The following is a 22,412-nucleotide window of genomic DNA, read 5'->3' on the forward strand; positions in this document are numbered from 1 at the left end:
CATTAATTACTTTTCTCAAAAATACTGTAAGCTTTGACAAGAAACGAAGGGGAAATCTCACAAATTTTTAAGATGATAATTGAGGGAACTTGTACATTAATTTCTTATTTTCGCACATTATCACATTTCATCCGGATATGTTGTTAATATAAAAAACTCGCCATCCGGATTTTCATTATTTTTTTGGGCTTATAGATTTATGACTTACAAGTATATCACTTGAAATAGTCATAATTAAATATGAAATACGTCCAAATGAAAATAATATTATTATCACTATTCACTAGTGTGTTTGCTATTGGCACACCAAAAACAAGATCTCCAAGAACTGTAGATGGTATTTTTATTACCTCTACTGACCCTGTATCAGGAAGAACTTTAATGATCGAAGAGGATGAATATTCTATATGGGTATATGTTTTAAATAAGGATATGCAAGGTATTGATTTTGATGGATTTCTTTGTTCTGTTGTTGATCCTGAATCCATTACAATCAGCCCAAAAGAAGCTACCAAAAATGGAAATGCACCACCGCTTACCACTGCTTTTGCAAACAAGTATAGTTATATCAAAAACCTTAAATCAAAAGATATAAAAGTATTCTGGAAACAAAATAGTATAGAGATCAAACTCAAAAAAGAAACATATCTTATTATGGATCTAAAAACTAAAACTAGTTATTCTAAAGCACTTTCGGAAGATTGTTATTACGGAAATACACTGTAACACTTATAAATCAACCTTAGCAAAAGGATGTTTTTCAAAAGATGATTAATTTTAATATTGTTATCTTTTATTCTGTATTATCAAGTTTATGCTTAGGCTTAAGTCGCTTGGCATCTTTAAGACTTTTATGGATCATCCACTCTAACTGACCATTCACACTACGAAACTCATCATCTGCCCATTTTTCAATCAATTTGAAAGTTTCTGGAGATAATCGTAGCACAAATGATTTTTTTTTACTCATAAATTAAGAATGTAAAGTTCCTGTATTGATTACGGGAGTTACATCTTTATCTCCACATAAAACGACCATTAAATTACTTATCATAGAAGCTTTTTTATCGTCATCAAAATCAATTATTTTATCTTCAGAAAGCTGAATTAAAGCATCTTCAACCATTCCTACAGCTCCTTCGACTATTTTCTTACGCGCGGCAACGATAGCAGTTGCCTGTTGTCTTTTTAGCATGGCATTCGCAATTTCTGGTGCATACGCTAGATATCCTATTCTGGCCTCCATAACTTCTATTCCGGCGATTGCCAACCGTTCTGTTATTTCAGTTTCTAATGCTTCATTAACTTCATCCAAACCAGAGAGTAATGTTACTTCTGCTTCTCCTTCATTGAAATTATCATAAGGATACGAACCTGCTAATTTTCTAACAGCTGCATCTGTTTGTACTCTTACAAAATCCTCATAAAGATCTACATCAAATGCCGCTTTATAGGTATTGCTAACTTTCCAAACCAAAATTACATTAATCAATATTGGATTACCAATTTTATCGTTTACTTTTACACGTTCACTATAGAAATTTCGTGCTCTTAATGAAACTCGTTGTTTAGTGTAAAAAGGATTTGCCCAGAAGAATCCATTTTCTCTAACAGTTCCTTTGTAATCTCCAAAAAGCACAAGCACCTTAGAACCATTTGGATTTACTATAAAAAAACCTTTCATAATAAAAATCACAGCTATTATAAAGATCAAGAATAGAAAGTTCTTTGTGATTATAACTCCCCCAACTGTACCTACTAATAACAATAAAAGAAACAATAGCATTACATATCCATTAATCGATTTAATATTTTTTTCTTTATTCATAATAATATCATTTTGATATCATAATGATACAAAATAAAAATTAAATTTCATACAGTATTTAAAAAATAAATCAAAAAAATATTTTGATACCATTGATTCCTAAAAAAAACGCCCTCTTAATAAGGGCGTTTTCGTAACATTAACTAACTCTAACTTCAAATCAACTTATGAAATCTCTATTAATCGTTTGGGTTGTACTTTAGCCTCTTCCTTTTTCGGAAGTGTAACGGATAAAATTCCGTTATCATAAGAAGCTTGAATATCACCGCTGTTTACAGTATCCGGCAAGGTAAATGAACGCTTAAACGTACTGTAACTAAATTCTTTTCTGGTGTAACTATCCTTTTCTTCTGTGGTTTCATTTTTAGCTTCAGAAGAAATTATTAATACATCATTATCCAATTCTATATTAAAATCTTCTTTTACCAATCCAGGTGCAGCAAGTTCGATAACAAAATTATTGTCATTTTCTTTTACATTTACAGCTGGAGTACTAAAACCTAACTTGTTCTCGTTTGTAATTCCACCAAACCAATCCGTGTTAAAAATGTCTTCAAAAATAAATGGTAATCTGTCTGTTTTTTTTACTAAACTCATTGTTTTATATTTTTAAGTTATTCTATAATTCAAATTCAATGAGTATATAGCAATTAAAGTTCCATTACTACTTATGAGACATTTTGTCATTTTTACGAGTTGAATAAATGACATTTTGTCAAAAATTCTTTGTTTTAATGACAAAATCGCATAAAAAAACCTTCGATAAAATTCTGAAGGCTACATGTTTATTCGCTGGGCTTTAACACCTTAATTGTAAAACCTGGTGAAGATAGCAATCAATTCCTGTGGTGGAATTACTCTATTCGGGTGATTATGCATTTCTTTTAACACTGCATCTATTGCTTCTGACCGCAAGCCCATACGTAATCCCATTTCTTTAATTTTATGTAATTCAGATGGTGTGTTTTCCTGATCGACATTCATTAAAAGAACCAACCTATGAAACTGTAATATTCTTTCCGATTCTGATTTCAGGCTTTTCTTCTCTGCTTCGTTGCGTACAAGATGACCGATCTCTTGTTCTGTTATTCCTAATTGCGAAGCTACTGCCAAAATAAAATTATACTCTTCATCTTTTATCTTCTTATCAGCCTTTGCAAATTCGATCATTTCGGATAACAAACTCAATTTCTCTTCCTTACTATACATTAATTATTCAATTTAACATTTACAAATATCATATAAACATATTTGTTATGGAACAGAAACGATATTTTTTTCCTCATGTCATTTAAAAAAGTACCTTTGCTTTATGGGATTAACGAACAATGATATTTTTAAGAAATTGCGAGTAGCACACAAATTACGTGATGATGATATTGTAAAAATCTGTTCTCTGGTTGATTTTAAAGTTACTAAAAGTGAGCTTGGAGCCATTTTTAGAAATGAAAATCACCCAAAGTATATGGAGTGTGGGGATCAAATTCTACGTAATTTCCTGAATGGTCTTATTATTCACCTCAGAGGACCTATGCCCGAGAAAAAAATCAAACCATCTGGGAATAAACAAATCTAGGTATCGACTTCAAAAAATAAATGCTTAATTTGGATGAGTAGAATCACTCAATAACTCATCAATTAAGTATACGTATTAACAAAAAAGGAAAAACAGCTATTTCGGGAATAATTATTTAAGCATTTAGACGGAATTGCTATTGTTCCCGTGACGTACGCTTTATTGAAAAACAAAGTTACTGACTATCTCGTACTCCACAAAAACGCTAACATATCAGAAGTTACAGAAGAGTTTAAGATAAATTACGGGTATCTTAAAGTCACCAGGGCTAGTTTGATACAAGCAGATATATGGACAAAAGTTATATGGAGTGACATTAGCGATCCTGATGTTTTGGAAAAAGGTTTTAAAAGAAAATTACAATATAGCTCTAAAAAACTTACAATCTGCACGCACATTTCTGGATCATAACAGATATCAAATCTTGATGCTCCAAGCTGCTCTACAGGAGCTTTTGCGTTTAGAGGGAAATTATTGGGTACTAACAATGTAGAACGTAACTTAAAACATCGTTTTGATAAATGGGTGGCGTATATTGCCAAGTTTGTCTAATCCTTATAGAACTACACACGAGACCTCCCGATATTGCTGCTAAAAATATTGGTAGTACTGCAGCTATAGCTTATGATGCCAATCATGAATTTTCTGATCAATACATTCTAGAAATAGCATCCTTTCTTAAGATTTTTGAAGAAGCAGGAGTACAAAGTAATTCTGAGTATTTTTCCAAATTTCCTGATTCTGATTTAGCTACTGTTAGTATACATTAATCACAGAAAAAAAATATACAGTTAATTTATAATTAGACTTTATGTTAATAAAGGATCAAATTGCATAAAAAATCCCGGGTGATGAATCCGGGATTGTTCTTTTCATAAAACTATACGTTACGACGCTACTAAACGAACCGGCATTGTATAAAATTTAATACCAGTATCAAACTTTGTTTTGATTTTCTGATAGTTTAATCTACTTTTAATAAAGCCCTTTACTACATCACTATCAGAGTCGACAGAAAGCACTACAATCTCACCTTCGTCATTTAAGGTAAAGGTAACACTCGCTTCGATTTCATCGTTAACTTTGAACGAAGGCTTTTTTAATAACTCTTTAATTTCTTTGGTAAAATTAGTTTCCGGTTCTGTTGATTTTGTACTTGCACTTGCCAAACTACTGATTGCAAATGCTGCTGCTAACAGCATAACACTTAATTTTTTCATTCTATTCGTTTTTTATTGATTTATATTTATATGACGAATAGAGATCAAGCTTTGTTACAGTTGATAATAATGTTTAACAACAGATTAACAAACTAACAAACGATAGTTTACAGAGTTAAAAAAAATGGTGTGGATTCTAAAAACCAAACTACTCAAAAATGTGAAGGTAACGATAGCATACTAATCCTACAATTATGCAGCCTGTTCGAAAGCTATATAGTTTACTAGTTTTCCTCGTTTATCACGAACAGGGAATCCTTTAATATGACATAAATATGTTGATTTATCTTTCTTATAATTAACAATAGAGACCTCAAAAGATTCTTGGTTATCAACTGCTTTTCTGATAATGTTAGATGCTCTTAGATCCGTTTGCTCCCCTTGAAACATTTTTGGAGAATTTCCTATCACCTCTTCAGGTGTATATCCACTCATTTTTTCAATGTTGTGACTAGCGTATACAATTTTAAGATCGACATTGGTAATAACAATTACTGACTTTTTATATACCAACTCATTATAATAATTATTATCAAAATCCCACCTTTTGGTAATCTTATGTAATGAATCTAGATCATTTTTAAAACTATTCAAAAACCAATTATGCTCTCCATAAAATTCCCAAGAAGAAAGGGGTAAAACCAAAGCATGAGTAGTATTATAGTATGCTGCCATCATGGTATCATATCCCTCGAACTCTTTCATAACGTGTTTTTTTCAAAACTATTAATTAAATCCAAAACCATCCATTGAACAAAAGTTAATTATATAAGTAAACAAAAGTTAAAAGTTATATAAACTACCATTTAAATTGTAAGGTAGCATACCAAGTTAGCGGGTCGGAAGGAATAATTCCTGGACCTGGATAGCCTGTAGCTCTTTGTGTAAAATAACGTTCATCTAATAAATTGTTGATACCTGTTTCCAGTTTAAACATTTTATAGGTATAGGATAATGATATGTCCACAATTGAATAGGAGGGTATTTCTCCTATAATACCATTTCTACTATCGCCGTCTAATGCAGCAGCTGCATTAGAAACGTCTGTAAATTGCTCTGAAAGATAGGTATATTGAATATTTGCAAGGAAGTTTTTGTAACCAAATTTCAGTCCCGTTTTCAGGTTAACCTCTGGTATAAATTCAACTTTGTTTCCTTCGACTCCGGAAAGGTCGGATGATGTGTATTCTGAAGTAGTAAAAGAAGTGTTAGCAAACAAGTTTAACCTATAGTTTTCATTATCTCCTGAGAATGTGCTCCAAATATTCCAATCTACAAAACTCTCTACACCATATATAAATGCATCTCCTATATTTCCTCTTACGCGCTCTGCTCTATCATTGAACACAATTCCAATTCGATCGTTATACACTAATCCAAAAAAGCTTATATCATAGGACACCGCATTGTTTACTCTGCCACGTATTCCAATATCCGCAGTAAAACCTTCTTCGTCTCCAATATTAGGATCAACTCTAAATGTTGGACTTACCACTCTTATGTCGCTAAAAGTGATTGATCGGTAGTTCTGTGAAATGTTAGCATATCCCTCTAGAGAGTTATTGAATTTATAGCTTGATCCTATTCCAAAAAGAAAAAAAGACCGATCCAATTCTCTGTTATCTGTTTCTTTATTATTAGCGATAGGATTTCCAGCATTATCAAAAACTACGTCATTAAAAGCTCCTTCGCTCTCAGTTTTAATATATTCGAATCTAAATCCGGGAGTTACTGAAAACTTATGAGATAACTTGAATATATTTTCACCAAAAAGAGCCAAATTAAGATTAGGAAAATCAAAAGAAGATTGATTGGGATAATCGGGAAAATCTTCATCTTGAAAAGTAAAGTCAGGCCCCGTTCCAAGACCTCCAGACCCTTGTCTTGAATCATTAGAAGCCTTATAAAACTTTGAACCGATAAGAAACACAGACTCTTCATCCCATAATTCATATCTAGTAAGTAATCGCGTTTCTGCACCCCAATTCCTAAAATTATCGACAATGAGGTCTCTGGAGTTTACAAAATTACCGGATCCATCTACTTCATCTACATCGGTAATAGGGTTTGTATTAAGACTACCAGGAATTCCTCTAAAACCAACGGCAGATCTCGAAGCATCTAGTCCAAATAAGTTAAAGCTAAAATCAGTTTTATCAGAAAACTCATGTGTAAGCTTCAGGGCAAATAACTTCCAGTTTACATCAAACCAATTTCTAGTTCTATTAGTGAATGTTGGATCTAAATTGAATTGGGTATCCGTTAAACCTCCTGGTTGTTTTGCTAAATAATCTAAATATGTAAATTCTCCTGTCAACTTTGTTCGGTCAGACAACTGGTATCCTAAATGAAAATAAGCATTCTTAGAATCAAATTCAGAATTGGCTCTAAAGCCATCGCCTTTTTTATAATTAAAATAGGTGTAATAACTATATTTCCCGATGGTGCCTCCCAAACTGTTGAAACTCGTAAAAAGATTATAAGAACCCAAGGTCTGACGAGAAATTAGTTCTATCTTTTTATTTGGATTTGGCCTCTTCATTTTAAAGTTTAGCAATCCTCCAAACTGCGTTCCATACTGTAAAGAAGCTGCTCCACGAACTACTTGTATTTCTTCAATCGCTTCTGCAGGTGGCGTGTAGTAACTTTCTGGATATCCCAATACATCCGCACTTATATCATATCCATTTTGTCGTGTATTGAAATTAGCCGTACGATTAGGGTCTAGCCCTCTACCTCCAATATTAAGTTGTAGTCCTCCCGAACTATTTTCGTAAATATTTAATCCCGCTACTTGTGCGTAAATTTGACGGGCATTGTTGGAAGCCAAATTTCCCTGAACATTGCTTAGCAATACTACTTCACTTTTCTTACCTGCATAAATTGCAGTACCTTCTACGGGTTTTAGCTGCTTAAGCCCAAATACTTTCTCTCGTCGTTGCGTTACAACTACTTCAGACAATTGTTCTCCTAACGGAGTTAGAACCAGATTTACATCGATATCATTAGTTACTGTGAATTGTTCTTCCAAAATCACATAATCAAAACTGAATACAGCAAGAAAATACTGACCAGCCGGTATATCTACAAACTCAAAAACTCCATCACCTCTTGTGATGGTTTGCTCTCCCGTAGTTCTGTTGTATACCTCCGCGCCTTGGACAGGTTGGTTTTTTTGATTTTTTACAACTCCTTTAATTGTATACTGCGCCGAAATGATTGTAGTTATCAATAAAAAAAAGATAACTACGTTACAATCCCTTAATCTCATCTTTAAATGGAATAATCCACATTTTATGTTTAAATGACTCTTTTTGTTTTCCTAGATCCACATTAGGATCAATATATTGACTGCTCAATCTTCCATTAAGCGCGACATAACTTTCTACAAATACTTGGATGTTTTTATGTCCTTGATTTTCAAAATGTGTTTTAAGATAGTGAGCGTATTCCAGAATGAAGTCAGGCTGCGTAGCCATCTGTTTTTGTTGAAAAGGCGTAAGAAAATCATCATTATCTACATAAAACCTCGTTCCTGTTTCTTTATCTACAATCTTAAAATTGGCATACCCAGCTTTTTCCATTAACATTACTCTCCAAGAAAAACGGTACCCTTCTTCAGTCCAAAACAATTCTCCCGGATACAACACATATCGAAATGGCAAAAGTAATTGAATTACGAAAAAAAATCCTAATACTGAAGTTACAATTTTGGTTCTAGTACGGCTTAATTTTAAAACATTTTTTGAATCAAAATATGTTTTATCAATGCTACATATTCTGGAGATAAAATGTAATATCTTATGATGAATAGTATGATCGAAAAACATTAATGCCCCAATAATCATAACATATGGAAACATTCCTATAGGAAAAAGCACTCTTGTAAAAGCATGAAACACAACTACCATCACAAAAGCAAAAATTCTGGTTCTTTTGTATAACAACAAAAATGGAATCATTAAATCATAAATCGCACCCGTAAAGCTAAATGCATAATGCACCCATTCTTGTTGCATTAAATTTCCAATTAAGGGTATATCGTATTTGGACGGCAACCAAATTTTAAGAGGCATTGCCTTTAGTAACCAATCAGAATTTAGCTTAGCTAAACCCGCGTAGAAATAGACAATCGCTAATAATAATTTTATCGTATCAATTGTCCAGACAGGAATTCTCTGGAAAGACCGTTTTTTTATTTTGGCATCTAAAGAATAATACGCATTCGCTGGTAAAAAAATAAGTAAAAAACTCAGGATACTTATAAAATAATAATGATTGAGATAGGTAGTCTTATCCATTAATTCTATATAAGTAAAACTCAGAAAAAATGTTATTATAGCGATTCTATATTTAAATCCAATAGCTATAAATATGGAAGAAACACCACATAGGGTAAAAATAAAATAAGTATAGATACCTATAGGTTTGATAAAATCAAAACCATAATAAGAAAAGAAAAAAGAAGGCTTGATATATAATTTTTCTATCCAACCATAACTCCAAAAACGAATGATGCTAATCAACATCATTACACCAAAAAAAATACGAAAGACTGCAAGTGGTGCAGCCTCTGTATTCTTTTTAAAATATGTAATTAGATGGTCATTCATGCAATGTTTACAATAAATTTAATCCCCATCAGCATCAACAAAATCAACATTTACTGATATAGCCTGAAGCATATCTACTTTTAGAAAAACCACATTTTTTTGAAGTTCGTCATACGTATTCAACATAAGATTATTATTTGTTCTAACTTGTACAGAAAAATCGTCATTTAAGTTACTTGCCGTAGTTCTCGCCACATTAAACTGGCTATTTATTAACGTGCTTAGATCTTCTTCACCCTTAATCGTATTCAGAAAATCTAAATAGGTTTTTAAACTTTCTCCAGTACGAATACCATCAAAATGTTTCCCATTAAAAAAATCTTGTAATGCATCGAGATTGGCATCAAATAGTGTTTTAGACAAGTCCCCCTTATAGCGTGCCTCTACTCTATCATCCAAAGGAGTACCAGAAAAAACACCCGCCGGAATACCTATCTTACCTGCACGCAAATGCTTTTCGTAATGGAATATAAAATCATTTACCAACTTATCCAATGAACTGGTTGCAGACGACCCACTATTGTTTACAAAAGTATCTCTATATCTTGCTGTCCAATCATTTACTACCTGAGAGGTCAGATCATTCATCCTATCCACGACATCCGTTATGTATTTTTTGTAATCATTCCCATTGGAAGGATCGGTATAAAAATCAACAATCGAAGCGTCAGTATCAGATAGACCATTAAGTAAATAATCTAGAGCTCCAAATCCCTGTTCATCTTGTAGAGACACCAAAGTAAGGTCATAACCTCCTGAAGAAATATTATTCTCAATACTGTTGACATCCACAGGATATACATTTAAAAAATCTCTGTACAACAAATCTTCTGCCTTTCCTATTTCAAACATACTTACTGACTGCCAAGAAATATATGCTGCAGACCATGCTTCTCTTAAAGAAACCAAACTAGCCTCCTCTGTAGTGTTTACAAAATTAGAAGTTGCTGTTTTCAGGTTCACCATATCGGCAGAAAAATTTTGATATGCAGGAATAATAATATGATCTGCTATATTCTCCAACATAGCTTTTCTATCAAAATTATCAGTTGCTCCTGTTCCATCATCGCTTGATGAACACGAAGCAATAACAAGAACCAAAACAACTATTAGAAACCGATACTTCTTCATCTTATTTTTATTTATTCTTAATAAATCTTTGCAAATGTAAAAAAAGAGGTGGGAATGATATAACTTCCGTCCTCTTTTTTTTGTCACTTTATCTTTTGTTTAATTTTTAGCTACCAGCCTGCTCTACTGTAAAATCAAATCTGGATGCAATAGTTTCTGATATCGTTTGTAAAGTAGCAGGTGTTACATCCCAAAGGCCATTAGCACCTTCCATTAGCGTATTAATTAAATCCAGCACCTCTGTTCTTGTAAAATAAGCAGCATTGCTATCCGATCTTCTGGTAAACTGTAAACTATAAACAAACCCAAACCCTTCAGAGAGATCGTGAAATGCACTTGCATAATCAATTGTGCTCGCCTCTAACTTAGTTTTGCCTTGTTGTAAATAATATACCGCTCTTATGGCGATAATTTCAGATATTTTTTCTCTAATAATTACAGCTTGCTGATCACGAACGGTATAATTTTTTGCAACAATTGCTGCTCTTCCTAATTTGAATGCATTGTAGATTTCTGCTGCGATACCTTCAAAATCTGTATCTCCATCCACTCTACCTATGTATTTATTTAGAAAATTATCATCTTGCCCAATAGAAGTATTCGGGTTTGCAGGGTTTACTGAAGTACCATATAAATACCCATAGGCTTCATCCCATTTATGTTCCATAGTAGTATATGGTTTTCCTTCAGCTACTATATCGCTATCATTATTAGCTATATTATCAGCTTCATCTAAAACGGCAGTTCCCAGATAATTATTTAAGGCCTGATCAGTCATTAAAGCTCCTATTAAACTTTTTGCGAATACCTGATTGTATTCTAAACCTTTGGCATTTACATATCTGTTAGCCCCATCAGCTCCCCCTTCTTGCAAAACTCCCGGATTACCTGCAGTGGCCATCACAGCCCAATTAGGAAAGACCTCATCTACCTGATTCTTAATCCATCCATCAAAATCTGCTTTAATAGCTGCAGCGTCTGTAGTATTTGCGGCAAAATAATCTGTGCTGGCTGCGGTTTTACTACGTACATTTTTATCGGAGGCGTTCAAATCAGCATCGTCAAAATCATTGTTGTTTTCCTGATGATCAAACATACCATCGATAGTCGTTTCGGTGTTTGTATTATTAGTAAGTTCACTAACAATAACTTCTGCCATTGCAATTCTGGTAGTTTGCCCACTAAAACTTACTGTACTTTCTCCATCACGTTCAAATTCGTAAGTAGCTGGCGCTTCTATCTGAACAATTGGTGTAGCATCATCATCGGAAGAACACGAACCCAAAACAATGGCTGCTGATACACATATAATTCTCGTTAGATTTTTTATCATCATTATGTTTTATTTAGACTTAATATAAATAGTTAGTTTCTATGAGTGCAAATATATGTATCAAAACATATTTCACAAATTTTATTTATATTAAATCTAAATAAACTTAAAGATTTAACAATTACGTAAACAACAAGAAAACAAGGCTTAGATACTTATAAAAACCCTAACCACTTATTGTTCTGAATATTGCACGTTAAACCAGACGATTATTTGTGCTATTTACTTAGAAGAATAATTTTTTCTAAGCCCTTTTGTCCAATTGATAAGTTTTTCCATTTCTTCTTTGTTCAGGTTTCCGTGAATCCATGTATAGGATGAAAGTGGCATTTCTCCTTCCTCTACTTCTTCAATGAGTTCCTCTAGCTTATGATCTTTCTTTTTGACAGAGTACTGTTCCCAATCAGACATATTAAAATGTTCTTTTCCTTCCTCTACATGATCAGCTAACCAATAAGAGACAGGTGCTATTTCAGCATACCAGGGATATACAGTTTGATTGCTATGACAGTCGTAACAGTTGCTTTTTAGTATTTCCTTTATTTCCGGAGTTGGTTTTGCTTCATTTTCAAAATAAGCAACGGATTCGTAACCTGCTTCATTTTTATCTGGTCTTACAAATTGCATAACTACCAGCACTACTAACAATAATAATCCTACTTTTTTTAACACGTTTTTCATTTCTATTGATCTATCTATTTAATGGTACTTTGTAAATATTTTGGTAGCTTCATTATGTGAAGCCTCAAAGCTCATTGTCTTTATATTTGTATCTACTTTTGCCGTTGTAAAATACGACAGCATACGTTCGGTTGGCATATTACCGGTTAATTCGTCTTTTGCCATTGGGCATCCACCAAATCCTTGTATGGCTCCATCGAACCTTCTACAACCAGCTTTATAAGCTGCATCTACTTTTTCATACCAGGTAGTAGGTGTGGTATGTAAGTGAGCACCAAATTCTATTTCAGGATATTTTGGAATGAGGTTGGCATACAAATACGCTATCGTTTCAGGATTTGATGTACCAACGGTATCGGATAGTGATAAAATCTTCACCCCCATCGTACTAAGCTTCTCTGTCCAATCTCCAACAATTTCAACATTCCACGGATCTCCATAAGGGTTTCCAAATCCCATAGAGAGATATGCAACTACCTTTTTATTATATTTATCTGCTATATTAAGAATTTCCTGCAGGGTTGCTACGGATTCTGCGATGGTTTTATGAGTATTTCGCATTTGGAAATTCTCAGAAATTGAAAAAGGATATCCCAAATAATCAATTTGGTTATGCTGAACCGCATCATTTGCCCCTCGAAGATTTGCAATTATAGCCAATAACTTACTTTCTGTTGTTGATAAATCTAATTTGGACAAGACCGCCGCTGTATCGACCATTTGCGGAATCGCTTTGGGAGACACGAAGCTTCCAAAATCTATGGTATCAAAGCCACAACGTAGTAAAGATTGAATATACTGAACTTTCTTTTCTGTTGGGATAAAATCTTTAATACCTTGCATGGCATCTCTAGGACATTCAATGATTTTTACTTTTTCTACCATTTACCAGCGGTTATCTAAAAGAAATTCAATTAAGAGCATAAAAATATAATTATTTTTCAGAAAATAGGATAAAAACACCAATTCCGACAAAGACAATAATTTGCAACCATTTTAAAAACACTCCCACTTTGGCATTACTTTTAACACGATCAGCAATATATCCAGCCATCATTGCTATGCCTCCAAAAATAAAAAAAGACACTACAATAAACAGAAACCCTAAAACATAAAACTGTGTTATCGTACTTAACTCATTACTAAATAGAAATCCAGGAAAAAAAGCTAAAAAGAATATTGAAACTTTGGGATTTAAAACATTCATGATAAAGCCTTGTTTGAACAATTGCCCTAAACTCTTCTTACCTAGTGTACTATTAGAGAGCTGTATAGATGGGTTACTTTTCCACACCCTATAAGCTAAAAAGAAAAGATATATGGCACCCAATAATTTAATTATAAAAAAAAGTAATTCACTTTGTTTAATTATGGTAGATACTCCAAAGGCAACCAATGTAGTATGCACTATACATCCTGACATCAGACCCGCTACGGTAACAAGCCCATACTTTTTTCCATTGACAATACTCTGCATAAGTACATAAATATTATCAGGGCCAGGAGAAATTGCTAAAGCTGATGTAGCAATTATAAAAGTGGATAAAATTTCAAAATTCATAGATTTTGAGATCGTTTACAACCCTTTTTTAATTACGAGTTTATTAATATCCTTTATCAGTTTAGGTCCTTCATAAATAAAACCAGTATATAGTTGAACCAAACTTGCGCCCGCTTCTAATTTCTCCACAGCATCGGCAGCAGCATGAATACCACCTACTCCAATGATAGGAAAAGCATTTTTACTTTTTTTTGATAGATATTTTATAACCTTTGTACTTTTATCCTTAATTGGCACCCCACTTAGTCCTCCATTACCAATGGCTGTCAACTTTTTTGCAGAAGTTTTCAAACTATCTCTGCTGGTTGAAGTATTACTGGCAATCACTCCATCTAATTTTGTTATCCTTACCAATTCTACAATTTCATCTAACTGTATTGTATTCAGATCTGGGGCTATTTTTAACACAATGGGTCTTTGTATTGCAAATGTATTATTTGCTTTTTGCACTGTTCTAATTAGCTCTTCTAGATACTCCTTATCATTAAGTTTTGCGTGACTTCCCACATTAGGACAACTAACGTTTAACACAAAATAATCCACATACGGGTGTAATGCATTAAAACAAGTAAGGTAATCCTTTGTATAGTCCTCTGGTTTTGTATCCGTATTTTTCCCTATGTTACCACCGATTATAAGCTTACCTCTGTTCTTTTTTAATTGCGCTATTGCTGACTCAAGACCTTTATTATTAAAACCCATTCTATTAATAATCCCAGAATCCTCTTTTAATCGGAATAATCTTTTTTTAGGATTACCTTCCTGAGCTTTTGGAGTAACCGTACCGATTTCAATAAAACCAAAACCAAAATCTGCTAATTCATTATATAAAATTGCATTTTTATCAAATCCAGCAGCCAATCCCACAGGGTTTTTAAAAATGAGCCCAAAAACCTCTCTCTCCAAAGCAATCCTATTTATCTGATATCCAGTACGAATTAACGATGAAACAAAAGGGATTTTAGAAATAAATTTTATAAAACCAAATGTAAAATGATGAACTTTTTCCGGGTCGAACTTAAATAAAATGGGTCGAACTAATGTTTTATACATTGGAGTGATTCTTTTGAGAGGCAAAAATAAGTCTTAAGAGGTTCTAATAAAAGTCTATGAATGTGTATTTTTGAAATCTTCAGGTTGAAAAAAACACACATCGCTATGATTCCAAAAAAACACATTATTGATAGATTTATAGGTTACGTAACTATAGATACCGAAAGTGACCCCAACAGTGATACGACTCCTAGTTCTGAAAAACAATGGGATTTAGCAAACAAGCTAGTAGAAGAGTTAAAATCGATTGGTCTGCATGAAGTAACTATTGATGAAAACGCCTATATCATGGCGACATTACCTTCTAATGTTAGTAATGAAGTCCCTACCATTGGTTTTATTTCGCATTTTGACACGACCCCAGATTTTACTGGAGCTAATGTAAATCCTCAGGTCATCGAAGCATACAATGGCAAGGATATCATTCTAAATGAAAAAGAAAATATAATTTTATCTCCTGATTATTTTGAAGACCTAAAGCAATATAAGGGGCAAACATTAATCACAACAGACGGAACCACGCTACTGGGAGCTGATGACAAAGCAGGTATTGCTGAGATCGTTTCTGCCATGGAGTACCTTATTCAACATCCCGAAATCAAACATGGAAAAATACGTGTTGGATTTACACCTGATGAGGAAATTGGTCGAGGAGCACACAAATTTGATGTTGATAAGTTTGGGGCTGCCTGGGCGTATACTATGGATGGTAGCCAGGTTGGAGAATTGGAGTATGAAAACTTTAATGCTGCAGGTGCTGTTGTAACCGTTACAGGTAAAATTGTACATCCCGGATATGCCAAAGGAAAAATGATCAATAGTATGTATATCGCTCAGGACTTTATTAATTCTTTGCCAAGATTAGAAACTCCGGAGCACACCAGTGATCGAGAAGGTTTTTTTCATTTGCATACTATGGCTGGAGATGTAGAAAAAACTAAACTAGAGTACATCATCAGAGATCACGACCAAGAGCATTTTGAAGCTCGTAAAGAGATGATGACGAAGCTTACCAATGAATTGAACAAACAATACGGAAAAGATACGGTCTCTATTGATATCAAAGATCAGTACTACAATATGAGAGAAAAGGTAGCACCTGTTATGCATATTGTAGATATTGCAGAAGAAGCCATGAAAGAGTTAGGCATTACTCCTCTTATTAAACCAATTCGTGGTGGTACAGATGGCTCACAATTAAGCTATATGGGACTACCCTGTCCTAATATATTTGCTGGCGGACATAATTTTCATGGAAGATATGAGTACGTACCCGTAGAAAGTATGATCAAGGCAGTAGCTGTAATTGTAAAAATAGCTGAGTTAACTGCAAAAAACTAAACAAATAATTATTTACGAAGTAACTCTTTCAAATTTTTGACATTTACAATATACGCTAAAATAAGAAACTCTTTTTAGCCTTTTAATTCATAACTAGAAAGTGTTTTATTTTTATCGTATCCTAAAAACGAATACAATAAAAAAACAATATATAACGTATTAAAGAAATATGTTGTCGGAATTTAAAAAACAAACTGATTAGAATGAAAACAAAAGAGTACGATAATGAAAAAAAAAGTAAAAACAATATTTTAAATACATGAAAAATTTTAAAAGATTTCTAAAATACCTTATCCCTTATAAAAAATTTCAGGGTTTGAGTATTTTTTTCAACGTTTTATATGCTCTTTTTTCTTCAATTTCGATGCTATCTTTACTACCGATGATCAAAGTACTTTTTCAAGAAGGAGAAAAACTTAAGGAAAAGCCGGTTTTCAAAGGTTTTAAAGACTTTGACTTGGACTACCTAGAAAATTATCTTAATTACTTCATAACCACTACGAGAGAAACTAATGGTCCACTAATCACCTTAATAATTATTGTTGGATTTGTTTTAAGTACATTTTTACTAAAAAACTTATTTAGTTATCTATCTATTGTATATATGACGTACCTAAATAATGGAATTCTAAAAGATTTAAGACAAGATGTATATCATAAAGTTATCAGTCTAAATGTAGGTTTCTTTTCTAATGAACGAAAAGGTGACCTCATCGCCAGAATGACTACAGATATTAACACCATTAAAGTATCTTTTATGAGTATTTTAATGATGATTAGAGAACCTCTGACTATTGTCTTTACGTTAGCCGCCATGCTTGCTATAAGTTGGAAATTAACCCTATTCGTCTTCTTTTTCATTCCTATTTCCGGATTCTTAATTTCTAAATTAGGTAAGAGCATCAAAAGTCAATCTGGAGATATATTCGCTTTAGAAGGACATCTATTATCTAATATAGAAGAAACGTTAGGAGGTATCAGAATTATTAAAAACTTTACCTCAGAAAATCATTTTACAAAAAAGTTCAAAGACTTTACAGAACATATAAATTCCTTAAACAACTCTATTGGAAAAAAAATGAGCTTGGCTGCTCCTGCAAGTGAGTTTCTTGGAATTTTAGTAATTTCTGTTCTACTTATATACGGAGGATCTTTAGTACTTGTTGAACAATCCTTAAGTGGGGGAGCCTTTATTGCATATATGGGACTTGCCTATCAAATTTTAACCCCAGCAAAGGCCATTACCAAAGCTAATCATGCACTACAAGGCGGGAATGCAGCGTATGAAAGGGTTGCTTTTATTCTTGATGCAGAAAATCCTTTAAAGGATAAACCAAATGCTACAGTAATTACTGAATTTCAAAGTGAAATAAAATTTAATAACATCTCTTTTAAATATAAAGATGATTATGTCTTAAAAAATTTCAATCTTACTGTCCCTAAAGGTAAAACAGTTGCCTTAGTTGGTGAATCTGGTAGCGGTAAATCTACTCTTGCTAATTTAGTAACCCGTTTTTATGATGTCAATGAAGGGAGTATTACTTTTGATGGTATAAATATTAAGGATGTAACTACAAAATCCTTGAGAGAGCAAATGGGCATCGTAGCACAGGATTCTATCCTTTTCAATGATACAATATCAAACAATATATCGCTAGGTGTAGACAATGCTAATGAAGAAGAAATAAAAGCTGCAGCAAAGGTGGCAAATGCCCATAATTTCATTTCAGAATTCCCTAACAAATATCAAAACAATGTAGGAGATGGAGGTGTTTTACTTTCTGGCGGGCAAAGACAACGTATTGCTATTTCGCGTGCTGTGATGAAAAACCCACCAATAATGATTCTCGATGAAGCAACATCCTCATTAGATACCGAATCAGAAAAACAAGTGCAAGTCGGTCTGGAAAACATGATGGAAAACAGAACTTCGATAGTAATAGCTCATAGACTTTCAACTATTCAGAATGCGGATCTTATAGTAGTCATGAAAAAAGGACAAATTATGGAGCAAGGAACGCACGAAGAATTATTAAAAATGAATGGCACCTACAATGATTTAGTTTCTCTACAATCATTAGAAGTTAATTAAACCTACCATACATGAATCACCAGAGTCCAGGACTTAATATTATAGGATATACCGAAGGTTTATTCGGCTTGGGAGAAGCAGTAAGACTAAACATACACGCAGCAAGAAAAACCAACATACCTCTAAACATAATCAATTTTGAAAAGGTTAAGCAAGATATTGATTATGAATATAGTTTTAAATACTCCGTTAATTTAGTTCAAATATCCTCTAATGATCTAGATGATTTTTTTAGAGTTATTAATCCTGAATTTTTCCGAGATAAGTATACCATTCTTTTTTTAATGTGGGAATCTGAATACCTTCCAGAAAAATTAAAAAAAAATGTTACTCTATTTAACGAAATATGGACTGCTTCTTCATATTGTCAAAAATTATTTAAAAAAATTTTTAATGGAGATATCATTGTAGTCCCGCATCCAATAGAGGTAAATCTTAAGTCTATACAAAACCAAAATCCAACGATTTTTTTTAATGAAAATAAATTTAGCTATCTTTTTATATTTAGTTATCATAGCTCTATTGAAAGAAAAAACCCTTTTTTTCTTATTGAAGCATTCATAAAAGCTTTTGGTAACAATCAAGATGTTGAACTTGTGATCAAAACGAATGGGGCGAAACATTTTAAGAATGCTGAAAGAAAATTATACCAAGCTAGGGCAAATCAAAAGAACATAACAATTATTGATTTCGATCTCGACAGAAATGAAATAAACCATTTAATAAATAACTGTGATTGCTATGTCTCTATGCATCATTCTGAAGGTTTTGGATTAACCTTGGCAGAAGCTATGTGTCTAAGTAAAGCGACAATAGCAACCAATTATTCTGGCAACACCCAGTTTATGAATGAGAATAATAGTTTTTTAGTAGATTATGAACTTGGTTTAATTGAAAATCCAGATGCTAATTTTGGACCTAAAACGTTGTGGGGTAACCCTATGATGGAAGATACAATTAAGAAACTAAAGGAAGTATATGAAAATGCTGATCTCAGAAAAGAAAAAGCAAAAAATGCACAACACTATGTTCAAGAAAAGCTGTCATTCTATGCAATCGGGTCAATCATAAAAAACAGATTAAACCATCTTTATATAAATTTTGAAAGCTTAGCTATTAATGAAAACCAAAATACATATTTATTAAATGAACTACAGCTTACAAAAATTGAAATTAGCAAACTTCAAAAGGAAGTGAAACGGATGAAAAAAAATCTAATCATTCGTTTTATTATGATTTTAAAGAATCAAATTAGAAAGATGAAAGGAAAAAAATAGTCAATAAAACTAATTTAAACCTCAATTAAACATCTAGAAAAGAATAACAAGAGCATATTTTAAAAACGGAAGAAAACTTGTATCTTAAAATCTAGCAACATTAACCTGAATTTCTTAGAATACTTTTATAAACTTCTATATATTTTTTAGCTGCATTTTCCCAAGTAAATTCTTTAGAATGTTTTTTGTAGGCAGTAACATATGCATTCTTATTTCTTTCAAATCTAGACATTCCACCCTCAAAAACCTGGGCCATATAACTAGCGTCAAAATTCTCCCAATAAAAAGATATATCGCCTCCTATTTCCGGTAATGATGTTTTAGTAGAAAGAAAAACAGGTTTCCCAAAAGTCATAGCTTCAATAACTGGTAACCCAAAACCTTCTCGTAACGATGGAAATACAAATGCAAGGCAATTTTGATAATAATATATTTTATCAGAATCAGTAATCTTTCCAGTCAGAAACACCCTTTCTTTTAGTTTATACTCTTTTATTTTTTGCTTCAAAATTTGACCATATTCAGTTTTAGACTCACCGGCTATCACTAAATTAATATCAGGTAAAAATCGTAGCATTTCAATTAGTGAAAGAAAATTCTTTTTCTCTACAACTTTACCTATTGAAAATATAAAAGGTTTATTTGGGATATCGTTTACAATCTTATATTCTTTTTCTTTTAAATCACTAATCGTGTTATCATAGGTATTTCCATTATATATAACATATTCAGGAATATCCGGAATTTCAAAAAATTCTCGTGTACTTTTCTTTGCGAACTCAGAAATATACACTAAAGCGTGACTCCGTTCAATTTTATTTTTAAATTGACTAATTCTAATATCTAACTGCTCACCTTCATACTCGTCGATAAAATTAACATCGTGTATGGTTAATAAATAAGGAATCTTATTGGAGAACGGTTCTATCTTTGTATTTTGATTTACCGAATGCCATAAATTAAAATTTTTCCTAATTCTAAAAGGAGAATACCGAGTAAAAGGTCGGTATTTATTATACGATAGCATACTCCCCAATTCTTTTTTAGCAACTCTATTAGTGCAATTAAGAATTACTTCATGTTCTAAAAGAAAATCCTTTTCTTTACTTAAAGCCTTAGCCAAATTAAAATTAAACTGACCAAAACCTGAGCATAAATTATTAATATTATGAGTTTCTAAAAAAATACTCCGCACCAAATCGTTATTAAAATTCTTCATTATTCCATTATATGTGGTTATTAGATGTATATAACAGAAAACAACTCTTTAGATTGTTTTCCATTTAAAAAAACATATTTAGTTTTTCTATATCATAGGAAATCATTAATTATCAATCTCCTATCAAGTTCAGCATATCTGAATATATAACTCAATCGAATAGTGTCAACATAATTTAAAAGTAAGCGAAACTGCCACTTAAAAAACCTATTTATCTTAAAAAACACAAACAGAAGCAAAACAAGATATACCTCTTCTATTACAAACCACTAAAATTTTAACTCAAGTAAATCCGTATATTATATTGATGCTTAAAGTAAAAAAGGTTGCGTGCAAGAGTAAAAAAAATTGTAAAAATCTCCCTGTTCAATCTATAACATCGTAATTACTCATATTATATAATCCCTATTTTAACTAATTAAAACAGAAACATAATAATTTACAATTCCATCGATAATTATTTCAGTTTATCGTTTAACAAGAAATATATCGTCGTTTATACAATAGTAGATTTATGTGATAAAATTTAATCACTAAAAAATACAATATGTAAACTACAGAAAAAGTAGTAGATACTACGATATCGGTCACCACAGAAACAGGAGGAACTATTATGAGCTCCCTTAGCGGTTTTTTCAATTCTATGCAATCAGGGTTTGGTCAATATGGGCTTAAAATTGTTGGAGGAGTTGTAGCACTGTTAATAGGTTTATGGATCGTAATAATAATCATGAAAGCTAGTAAAAAAGCTTTTGACAGAAGTAAAGTAGATGGAACCTTAAAACCATTTCTAGTTACTCTTGTAAATTTCTTACTAAAAATATTACTATTCATTTCAATTGCAGGGATTATAGGAATTCCTACAGCTACTTTTACTACATTATTAGCTGCAGTAGGGTTACCTATTGGTGGCGCTTTTAACGGTTCTCTAGGTCATATGGCCGCTGGAGTAATGTTACTTATTTTTAGACCTTTTAAAGTTGGAGACCTTATAGAAACTGGAGGAAAACCAGGTTTTGTAAAAGAGATCTCGGTTTTTGTTACGATTCTAGAAACTTTTCAGAATAAAACAGAAATTATCCCTAATGGAGCAATCACATCTGGCACTATTACTAATTTAACAACCGTAGGCAACCTGAGAGTTGATATACCTTTTGGTATTCAGTATGGTACAGATATCAAATAAGCAAAATAAATCGTTATGGACGTTATGGACGTTATGAAAGCTGATCAAAAAGTAATGAAAGACACTGCACCAAGAGTTGCTGTAAACAACCTAGGAGCAAATGGCGTAGAATTATTAGCACTACCTTATTCTACTTGCGAAGATTATTGAGATGTATATTGGGATCCAAGGCAAAAAATTGTTGAAGTACTAGGTAATGCGGATTATGCTGCCCCATTACCACAGCGAATTGCAACTATGAAATCATAAAAAACATAATTTACTGCATAAAAAAGCGTCGTATTTATATACGACGCTTTTT

Annotated in this window: 24 protein-coding genes and 1 pseudogene; 10 read left to right on the forward strand and 15 right to left on the reverse strand. The window is 32.5% G+C overall.

The window, feature by feature from the left end; genetic code table 11:
• Positions 1-255: 255 nt before the first annotated feature.
• A complete protein-coding gene (locus ACWGOQ_RS11520) occupies positions 256-726 on the forward strand; it encodes a hypothetical protein (RefSeq protein WP_452058050.1) in 471 nt (156 codons plus the stop codon).
• 67 nt (positions 727-793) lie between these two features.
• Here the strand turns inward: ACWGOQ_RS11520 and ACWGOQ_RS11525 are convergent, their stop codons facing one another.
• The 4 genes from ACWGOQ_RS11525 to ACWGOQ_RS11540 form a co-directional block, all read right to left on the reverse strand.
• Positions 794-970, reverse strand: a complete 177-nt coding sequence (locus ACWGOQ_RS11525) for a type II toxin-antitoxin system antitoxin (protein ID WP_452058049.1) — start codon at positions 968-970, stop codon at positions 794-796.
• A 3-nt stretch (positions 971-973) separates the two neighbouring features.
• Entirely contained in the window at positions 974-1,828 is an 855-nt protein-coding gene (locus tag ACWGOQ_RS11530; protein ID WP_452058048.1) for an SPFH domain-containing protein, read from the reverse strand.
• A 165-nt stretch (positions 1,829-1,993) separates the two neighbouring features.
• Positions 1,994-2,425 carry an Hsp20/alpha crystallin family protein gene (locus ACWGOQ_RS11535; protein ID WP_452058047.1) on the reverse strand — a complete coding sequence of 144 codons (432 nt, stop codon included), beginning with the start codon at positions 2,423-2,425 and terminating at the stop codon, positions 1,994-1,996.
• A gap of 210 nt (positions 2,426-2,635) precedes the next feature.
• Positions 2,636-3,037, reverse strand: coding sequence for a TerB family tellurite resistance protein (locus ACWGOQ_RS11540; RefSeq protein ID WP_452058046.1), 402 nt, complete (start codon positions 3,035-3,037; stop codon positions 2,636-2,638).
• Between the two features lie 103 nt (positions 3,038-3,140).
• On the opposite strand from ACWGOQ_RS11540, the gene ACWGOQ_RS11545 reads away from it, so the two are divergent.
• The 4 genes and pseudogenes from ACWGOQ_RS11545 (at position 3,141) to ACWGOQ_RS11560 (ending at position 4,174) form a co-directional block, all read left to right on the forward strand.
• The gene (locus ACWGOQ_RS11545; protein WP_452058045.1) at positions 3,141-3,404 is read left to right on the forward strand and encodes a DUF1456 family protein; all 264 of its coding nucleotides are present in this window, start codon (positions 3,141-3,143) and stop codon (positions 3,402-3,404) included.
• Between the two features lie 123 nt (positions 3,405-3,527).
• Positions 3,528-3,653: pseudogene (locus tag ACWGOQ_RS11550) on the forward strand (hypothetical protein); the annotation flags it as partial.
• On the forward strand, positions 3,642-3,815 hold the full coding sequence (locus ACWGOQ_RS11555) for an AprA-related methyltransferase (RefSeq protein ID WP_452058381.1): 174 nt from the start codon (positions 3,642-3,644) through the stop codon (positions 3,813-3,815). The pseudogene ACWGOQ_RS11550 and the gene ACWGOQ_RS11555, both read left to right, overlap by 12 nt.
• A gap of 110 nt (positions 3,816-3,925) precedes the next feature.
• Complete coding sequence (locus ACWGOQ_RS11560) at positions 3,926-4,174, forward strand: AprA-related methyltransferase (protein ID WP_452058044.1); 249 nt, start codon at positions 3,926-3,928, stop codon at positions 4,172-4,174.
• Positions 4,175-4,291: 117 nt separating this feature from the next.
• Here ACWGOQ_RS11560 and ACWGOQ_RS11565 read toward each other — a convergent pair whose 3' ends face one another.
• The 10 genes from ACWGOQ_RS11565 to ACWGOQ_RS11610 form a co-directional block, all read right to left on the reverse strand.
• Positions 4,292-4,624, reverse strand: coding sequence for a hypothetical protein (locus ACWGOQ_RS11565; protein WP_452058043.1), 333 nt, complete (start codon positions 4,622-4,624; stop codon positions 4,292-4,294).
• Positions 4,625-4,816: 192 nt separating this feature from the next.
• Positions 4,817-5,329 carry a PAS domain-containing protein gene (locus ACWGOQ_RS11570; protein WP_452058042.1) on the reverse strand — a complete coding sequence of 171 codons (513 nt, stop codon included), beginning with the start codon at positions 5,327-5,329 and terminating at the stop codon, positions 4,817-4,819.
• A gap of 94 nt (positions 5,330-5,423) precedes the next feature.
• Positions 5,424-7,895 (reverse strand): TonB-dependent receptor domain-containing protein, encoded by a 2,472-nt coding sequence (locus ACWGOQ_RS11575; RefSeq protein ID WP_452058041.1) that lies wholly within the window; start codon positions 7,893-7,895, stop codon positions 5,424-5,426.
• Positions 7,876-9,237, reverse strand: a complete 1,362-nt coding sequence (locus ACWGOQ_RS11580; RefSeq protein WP_452058040.1) for an HTTM domain-containing protein — start codon at positions 9,235-9,237, stop codon at positions 7,876-7,878. Before ACWGOQ_RS11580 ends, ACWGOQ_RS11575 begins: the two co-directional genes overlap by 20 nt.
• An 18-nt stretch (positions 9,238-9,255) precedes the next feature.
• Positions 9,256-10,368, reverse strand: coding sequence for an imelysin family protein (locus ACWGOQ_RS11585; RefSeq protein WP_452058039.1), 1,113 nt, complete (start codon positions 10,366-10,368; stop codon positions 9,256-9,258).
• Between the two features lie 106 nt (positions 10,369-10,474).
• On the reverse strand, positions 10,475-11,701 hold the full coding sequence (locus tag ACWGOQ_RS11590) for a DUF4856 domain-containing protein (protein ID WP_452058380.1): 1,227 nt from the start codon (positions 11,699-11,701) through the stop codon (positions 10,475-10,477).
• Between the two features lie 222 nt (positions 11,702-11,923).
• On the reverse strand, positions 11,924-12,382 hold the full coding sequence (locus ACWGOQ_RS11595) for a heme-binding domain-containing protein (protein WP_452058038.1): 459 nt from the start codon (positions 12,380-12,382) through the stop codon (positions 11,924-11,926).
• A gap of 18 nt (positions 12,383-12,400) precedes the next feature.
• Entirely contained in the window at positions 12,401-13,267 is an 867-nt protein-coding gene (locus tag ACWGOQ_RS11600; RefSeq protein ID WP_452058037.1) for a hydroxymethylglutaryl-CoA lyase, read from the reverse strand.
• Positions 13,268-13,316: 49 nt separating this feature from the next.
• Positions 13,317-13,943: a LysE family translocator gene (locus ACWGOQ_RS11605; protein WP_452058036.1), complete on the reverse strand. Its 627-nt coding sequence runs from the start codon at positions 13,941-13,943 to the stop codon at positions 13,317-13,319.
• Between the two features lie 15 nt (positions 13,944-13,958).
• Positions 13,959-14,996, reverse strand: a complete 1,038-nt coding sequence (locus ACWGOQ_RS11610) for a quinone-dependent dihydroorotate dehydrogenase (RefSeq protein WP_452058035.1) — start codon at positions 14,994-14,996, stop codon at positions 13,959-13,961.
• A gap of 105 nt (positions 14,997-15,101) precedes the next feature.
• Between ACWGOQ_RS11610 and pepT the strand changes: the two genes are divergently transcribed.
• The 3 genes from pepT to ACWGOQ_RS11625 all read left to right on the forward strand — a co-directional run bounded on the left by pepT (position 15,102) and on the right by ACWGOQ_RS11625 (position 19,706).
• Positions 15,102-16,337 carry a peptidase T gene (gene pepT / locus ACWGOQ_RS11615; protein ID WP_452058034.1) on the forward strand — a complete coding sequence of 412 codons (1,236 nt, stop codon included), beginning with the start codon at positions 15,102-15,104 and terminating at the stop codon, positions 16,335-16,337.
• Between the two features lie 259 nt (positions 16,338-16,596).
• Positions 16,597-18,429 (forward strand): ABC transporter ATP-binding protein, encoded by a 1,833-nt coding sequence (locus ACWGOQ_RS11620; protein ID WP_452058033.1) that lies wholly within the window; start codon positions 16,597-16,599, stop codon positions 18,427-18,429.
• An 11-nt stretch (positions 18,430-18,440) separates the two neighbouring features.
• Entirely contained in the window at positions 18,441-19,706 is a 1,266-nt protein-coding gene (locus tag ACWGOQ_RS11625; RefSeq protein ID WP_452058032.1) for a glycosyltransferase family 4 protein, read from the forward strand.
• 100 nt (positions 19,707-19,806) lie between these two features.
• Here ACWGOQ_RS11625 and ACWGOQ_RS11630 read toward each other — a convergent pair whose 3' ends face one another.
• Entirely contained in the window at positions 19,807-20,925 is a 1,119-nt protein-coding gene (locus ACWGOQ_RS11630; RefSeq protein ID WP_452058031.1) for a glycosyltransferase family 4 protein, read from the reverse strand.
• Between the two features lie 613 nt (positions 20,926-21,538).
• On the opposite strand from ACWGOQ_RS11630, the gene ACWGOQ_RS11635 reads away from it, so the two are divergent.
• Together ACWGOQ_RS11635 and ACWGOQ_RS11640 are read left to right on the forward strand one after the other, a co-directional pair.
• Entirely contained in the window at positions 21,539-22,111 is a 573-nt protein-coding gene (locus tag ACWGOQ_RS11635; RefSeq protein ID WP_452058030.1) for a mechanosensitive ion channel family protein, read from the forward strand.
• A 15-nt stretch (positions 22,112-22,126) separates the two neighbouring features.
• Complete coding sequence (locus ACWGOQ_RS11640; protein WP_452058029.1) at positions 22,127-22,261, forward strand: hypothetical protein; 135 nt, start codon at positions 22,127-22,129, stop codon at positions 22,259-22,261.
• The last annotated feature ends 151 nt before the right edge of the window (positions 22,262-22,412 follow it).

Source organism: Aquimarina ulvae, assembly GCF_053613295.3.

What these genes read in the sequence shown, in the direction of transcription:
- ACWGOQ_RS11520 (WP_452058050.1), top strand. Translation starts at nt 256, where the DNA reads ATGAAAATAATATTATTATCACTATTCACTAGTGTGTTTGCTATTGGC.
- ACWGOQ_RS11525 (WP_452058049.1), bottom strand. Translation starts at nt 970, where the DNA reads ATGAGTAAAAAAAAATCATTTGTGCTACGATTATCTCCAGAAACTTTC.
- ACWGOQ_RS11530 (WP_452058048.1), bottom strand. Translation starts at nt 1,828, where the DNA reads ATGAATAAAGAAAAAAATATTAAATCGATTAATGGATATGTAATGCTA.
- ACWGOQ_RS11535 (WP_452058047.1), bottom strand. Translation starts at nt 2,425, where the DNA reads ATGAGTTTAGTAAAAAAAACAGACAGATTACCATTTATTTTTGAAGAC.
- ACWGOQ_RS11540 (WP_452058046.1), bottom strand. Translation starts at nt 3,037, where the DNA reads ATGTATAGTAAGGAAGAGAAATTGAGTTTGTTATCCGAAATGATCGAA.
- ACWGOQ_RS11545 (WP_452058045.1), top strand. Translation starts at nt 3,141, where the DNA reads ATGGGATTAACGAACAATGATATTTTTAAGAAATTGCGAGTAGCACAC.
- ACWGOQ_RS11560 (WP_452058044.1), top strand. Translation starts at nt 3,926, where the DNA reads ATGGGTGGCGTATATTGCCAAGTTTGTCTAATCCTTATAGAACTACAC.
- ACWGOQ_RS11565 (WP_452058043.1), bottom strand. Translation starts at nt 4,624, where the DNA reads ATGAAAAAATTAAGTGTTATGCTGTTAGCAGCAGCATTTGCAATCAGT.
- ACWGOQ_RS11570 (WP_452058042.1), bottom strand. Translation starts at nt 5,329, where the DNA reads ATGAAAGAGTTCGAGGGATATGATACCATGATGGCAGCATACTATAAT.
- ACWGOQ_RS11575 (WP_452058041.1), bottom strand. Translation starts at nt 7,895, where the DNA reads ATGAGATTAAGGGATTGTAACGTAGTTATCTTTTTTTTATTGATAACT.
- ACWGOQ_RS11580 (WP_452058040.1), bottom strand. Translation starts at nt 9,237, where the DNA reads ATGAATGACCATCTAATTACATATTTTAAAAAGAATACAGAGGCTGCA.
- ACWGOQ_RS11585 (WP_452058039.1), bottom strand. Translation starts at nt 10,368, where the DNA reads ATGAAGAAGTATCGGTTTCTAATAGTTGTTTTGGTTCTTGTTATTGCT.
- ACWGOQ_RS11590 (WP_452058380.1), bottom strand. Translation starts at nt 11,701, where the DNA reads ATGATAAAAAATCTAACGAGAATTATATGTGTATCAGCAGCCATTGTT.
- ACWGOQ_RS11595 (WP_452058038.1), bottom strand. Translation starts at nt 12,382, where the DNA reads ATGAAAAACGTGTTAAAAAAAGTAGGATTATTATTGTTAGTAGTGCTG.
- ACWGOQ_RS11600 (WP_452058037.1), bottom strand. Translation starts at nt 13,267, where the DNA reads ATGGTAGAAAAAGTAAAAATCATTGAATGTCCTAGAGATGCCATGCAA.
- ACWGOQ_RS11605 (WP_452058036.1), bottom strand. Translation starts at nt 13,943, where the DNA reads ATGAATTTTGAAATTTTATCCACTTTTATAATTGCTACATCAGCTTTA.
- ACWGOQ_RS11610 (WP_452058035.1), bottom strand. Translation starts at nt 14,996, where the DNA reads ATGTATAAAACATTAGTTCGACCCATTTTATTTAAGTTCGACCCGGAA.
- pepT (WP_452058034.1), top strand. Translation starts at nt 15,102, where the DNA reads ATGATTCCAAAAAAACACATTATTGATAGATTTATAGGTTACGTAACT.
- ACWGOQ_RS11620 (WP_452058033.1), top strand. Translation starts at nt 16,597, where the DNA reads ATGAAAAATTTTAAAAGATTTCTAAAATACCTTATCCCTTATAAAAAA.
- ACWGOQ_RS11625 (WP_452058032.1), top strand. Translation starts at nt 18,441, where the DNA reads ATGAATCACCAGAGTCCAGGACTTAATATTATAGGATATACCGAAGGT.
- ACWGOQ_RS11630 (WP_452058031.1), bottom strand. Translation starts at nt 20,925, where the DNA reads ATGAAGAATTTTAATAACGATTTGGTGCGGAGTATTTTTTTAGAAACT.
- ACWGOQ_RS11635 (WP_452058030.1), top strand. Translation starts at nt 21,539, where the DNA reads ATGAGCTCCCTTAGCGGTTTTTTCAATTCTATGCAATCAGGGTTTGGT.
- ACWGOQ_RS11640 (WP_452058029.1), top strand. Translation starts at nt 22,127, where the DNA reads ATGGACGTTATGGACGTTATGAAAGCTGATCAAAAAGTAATGAAAGAC.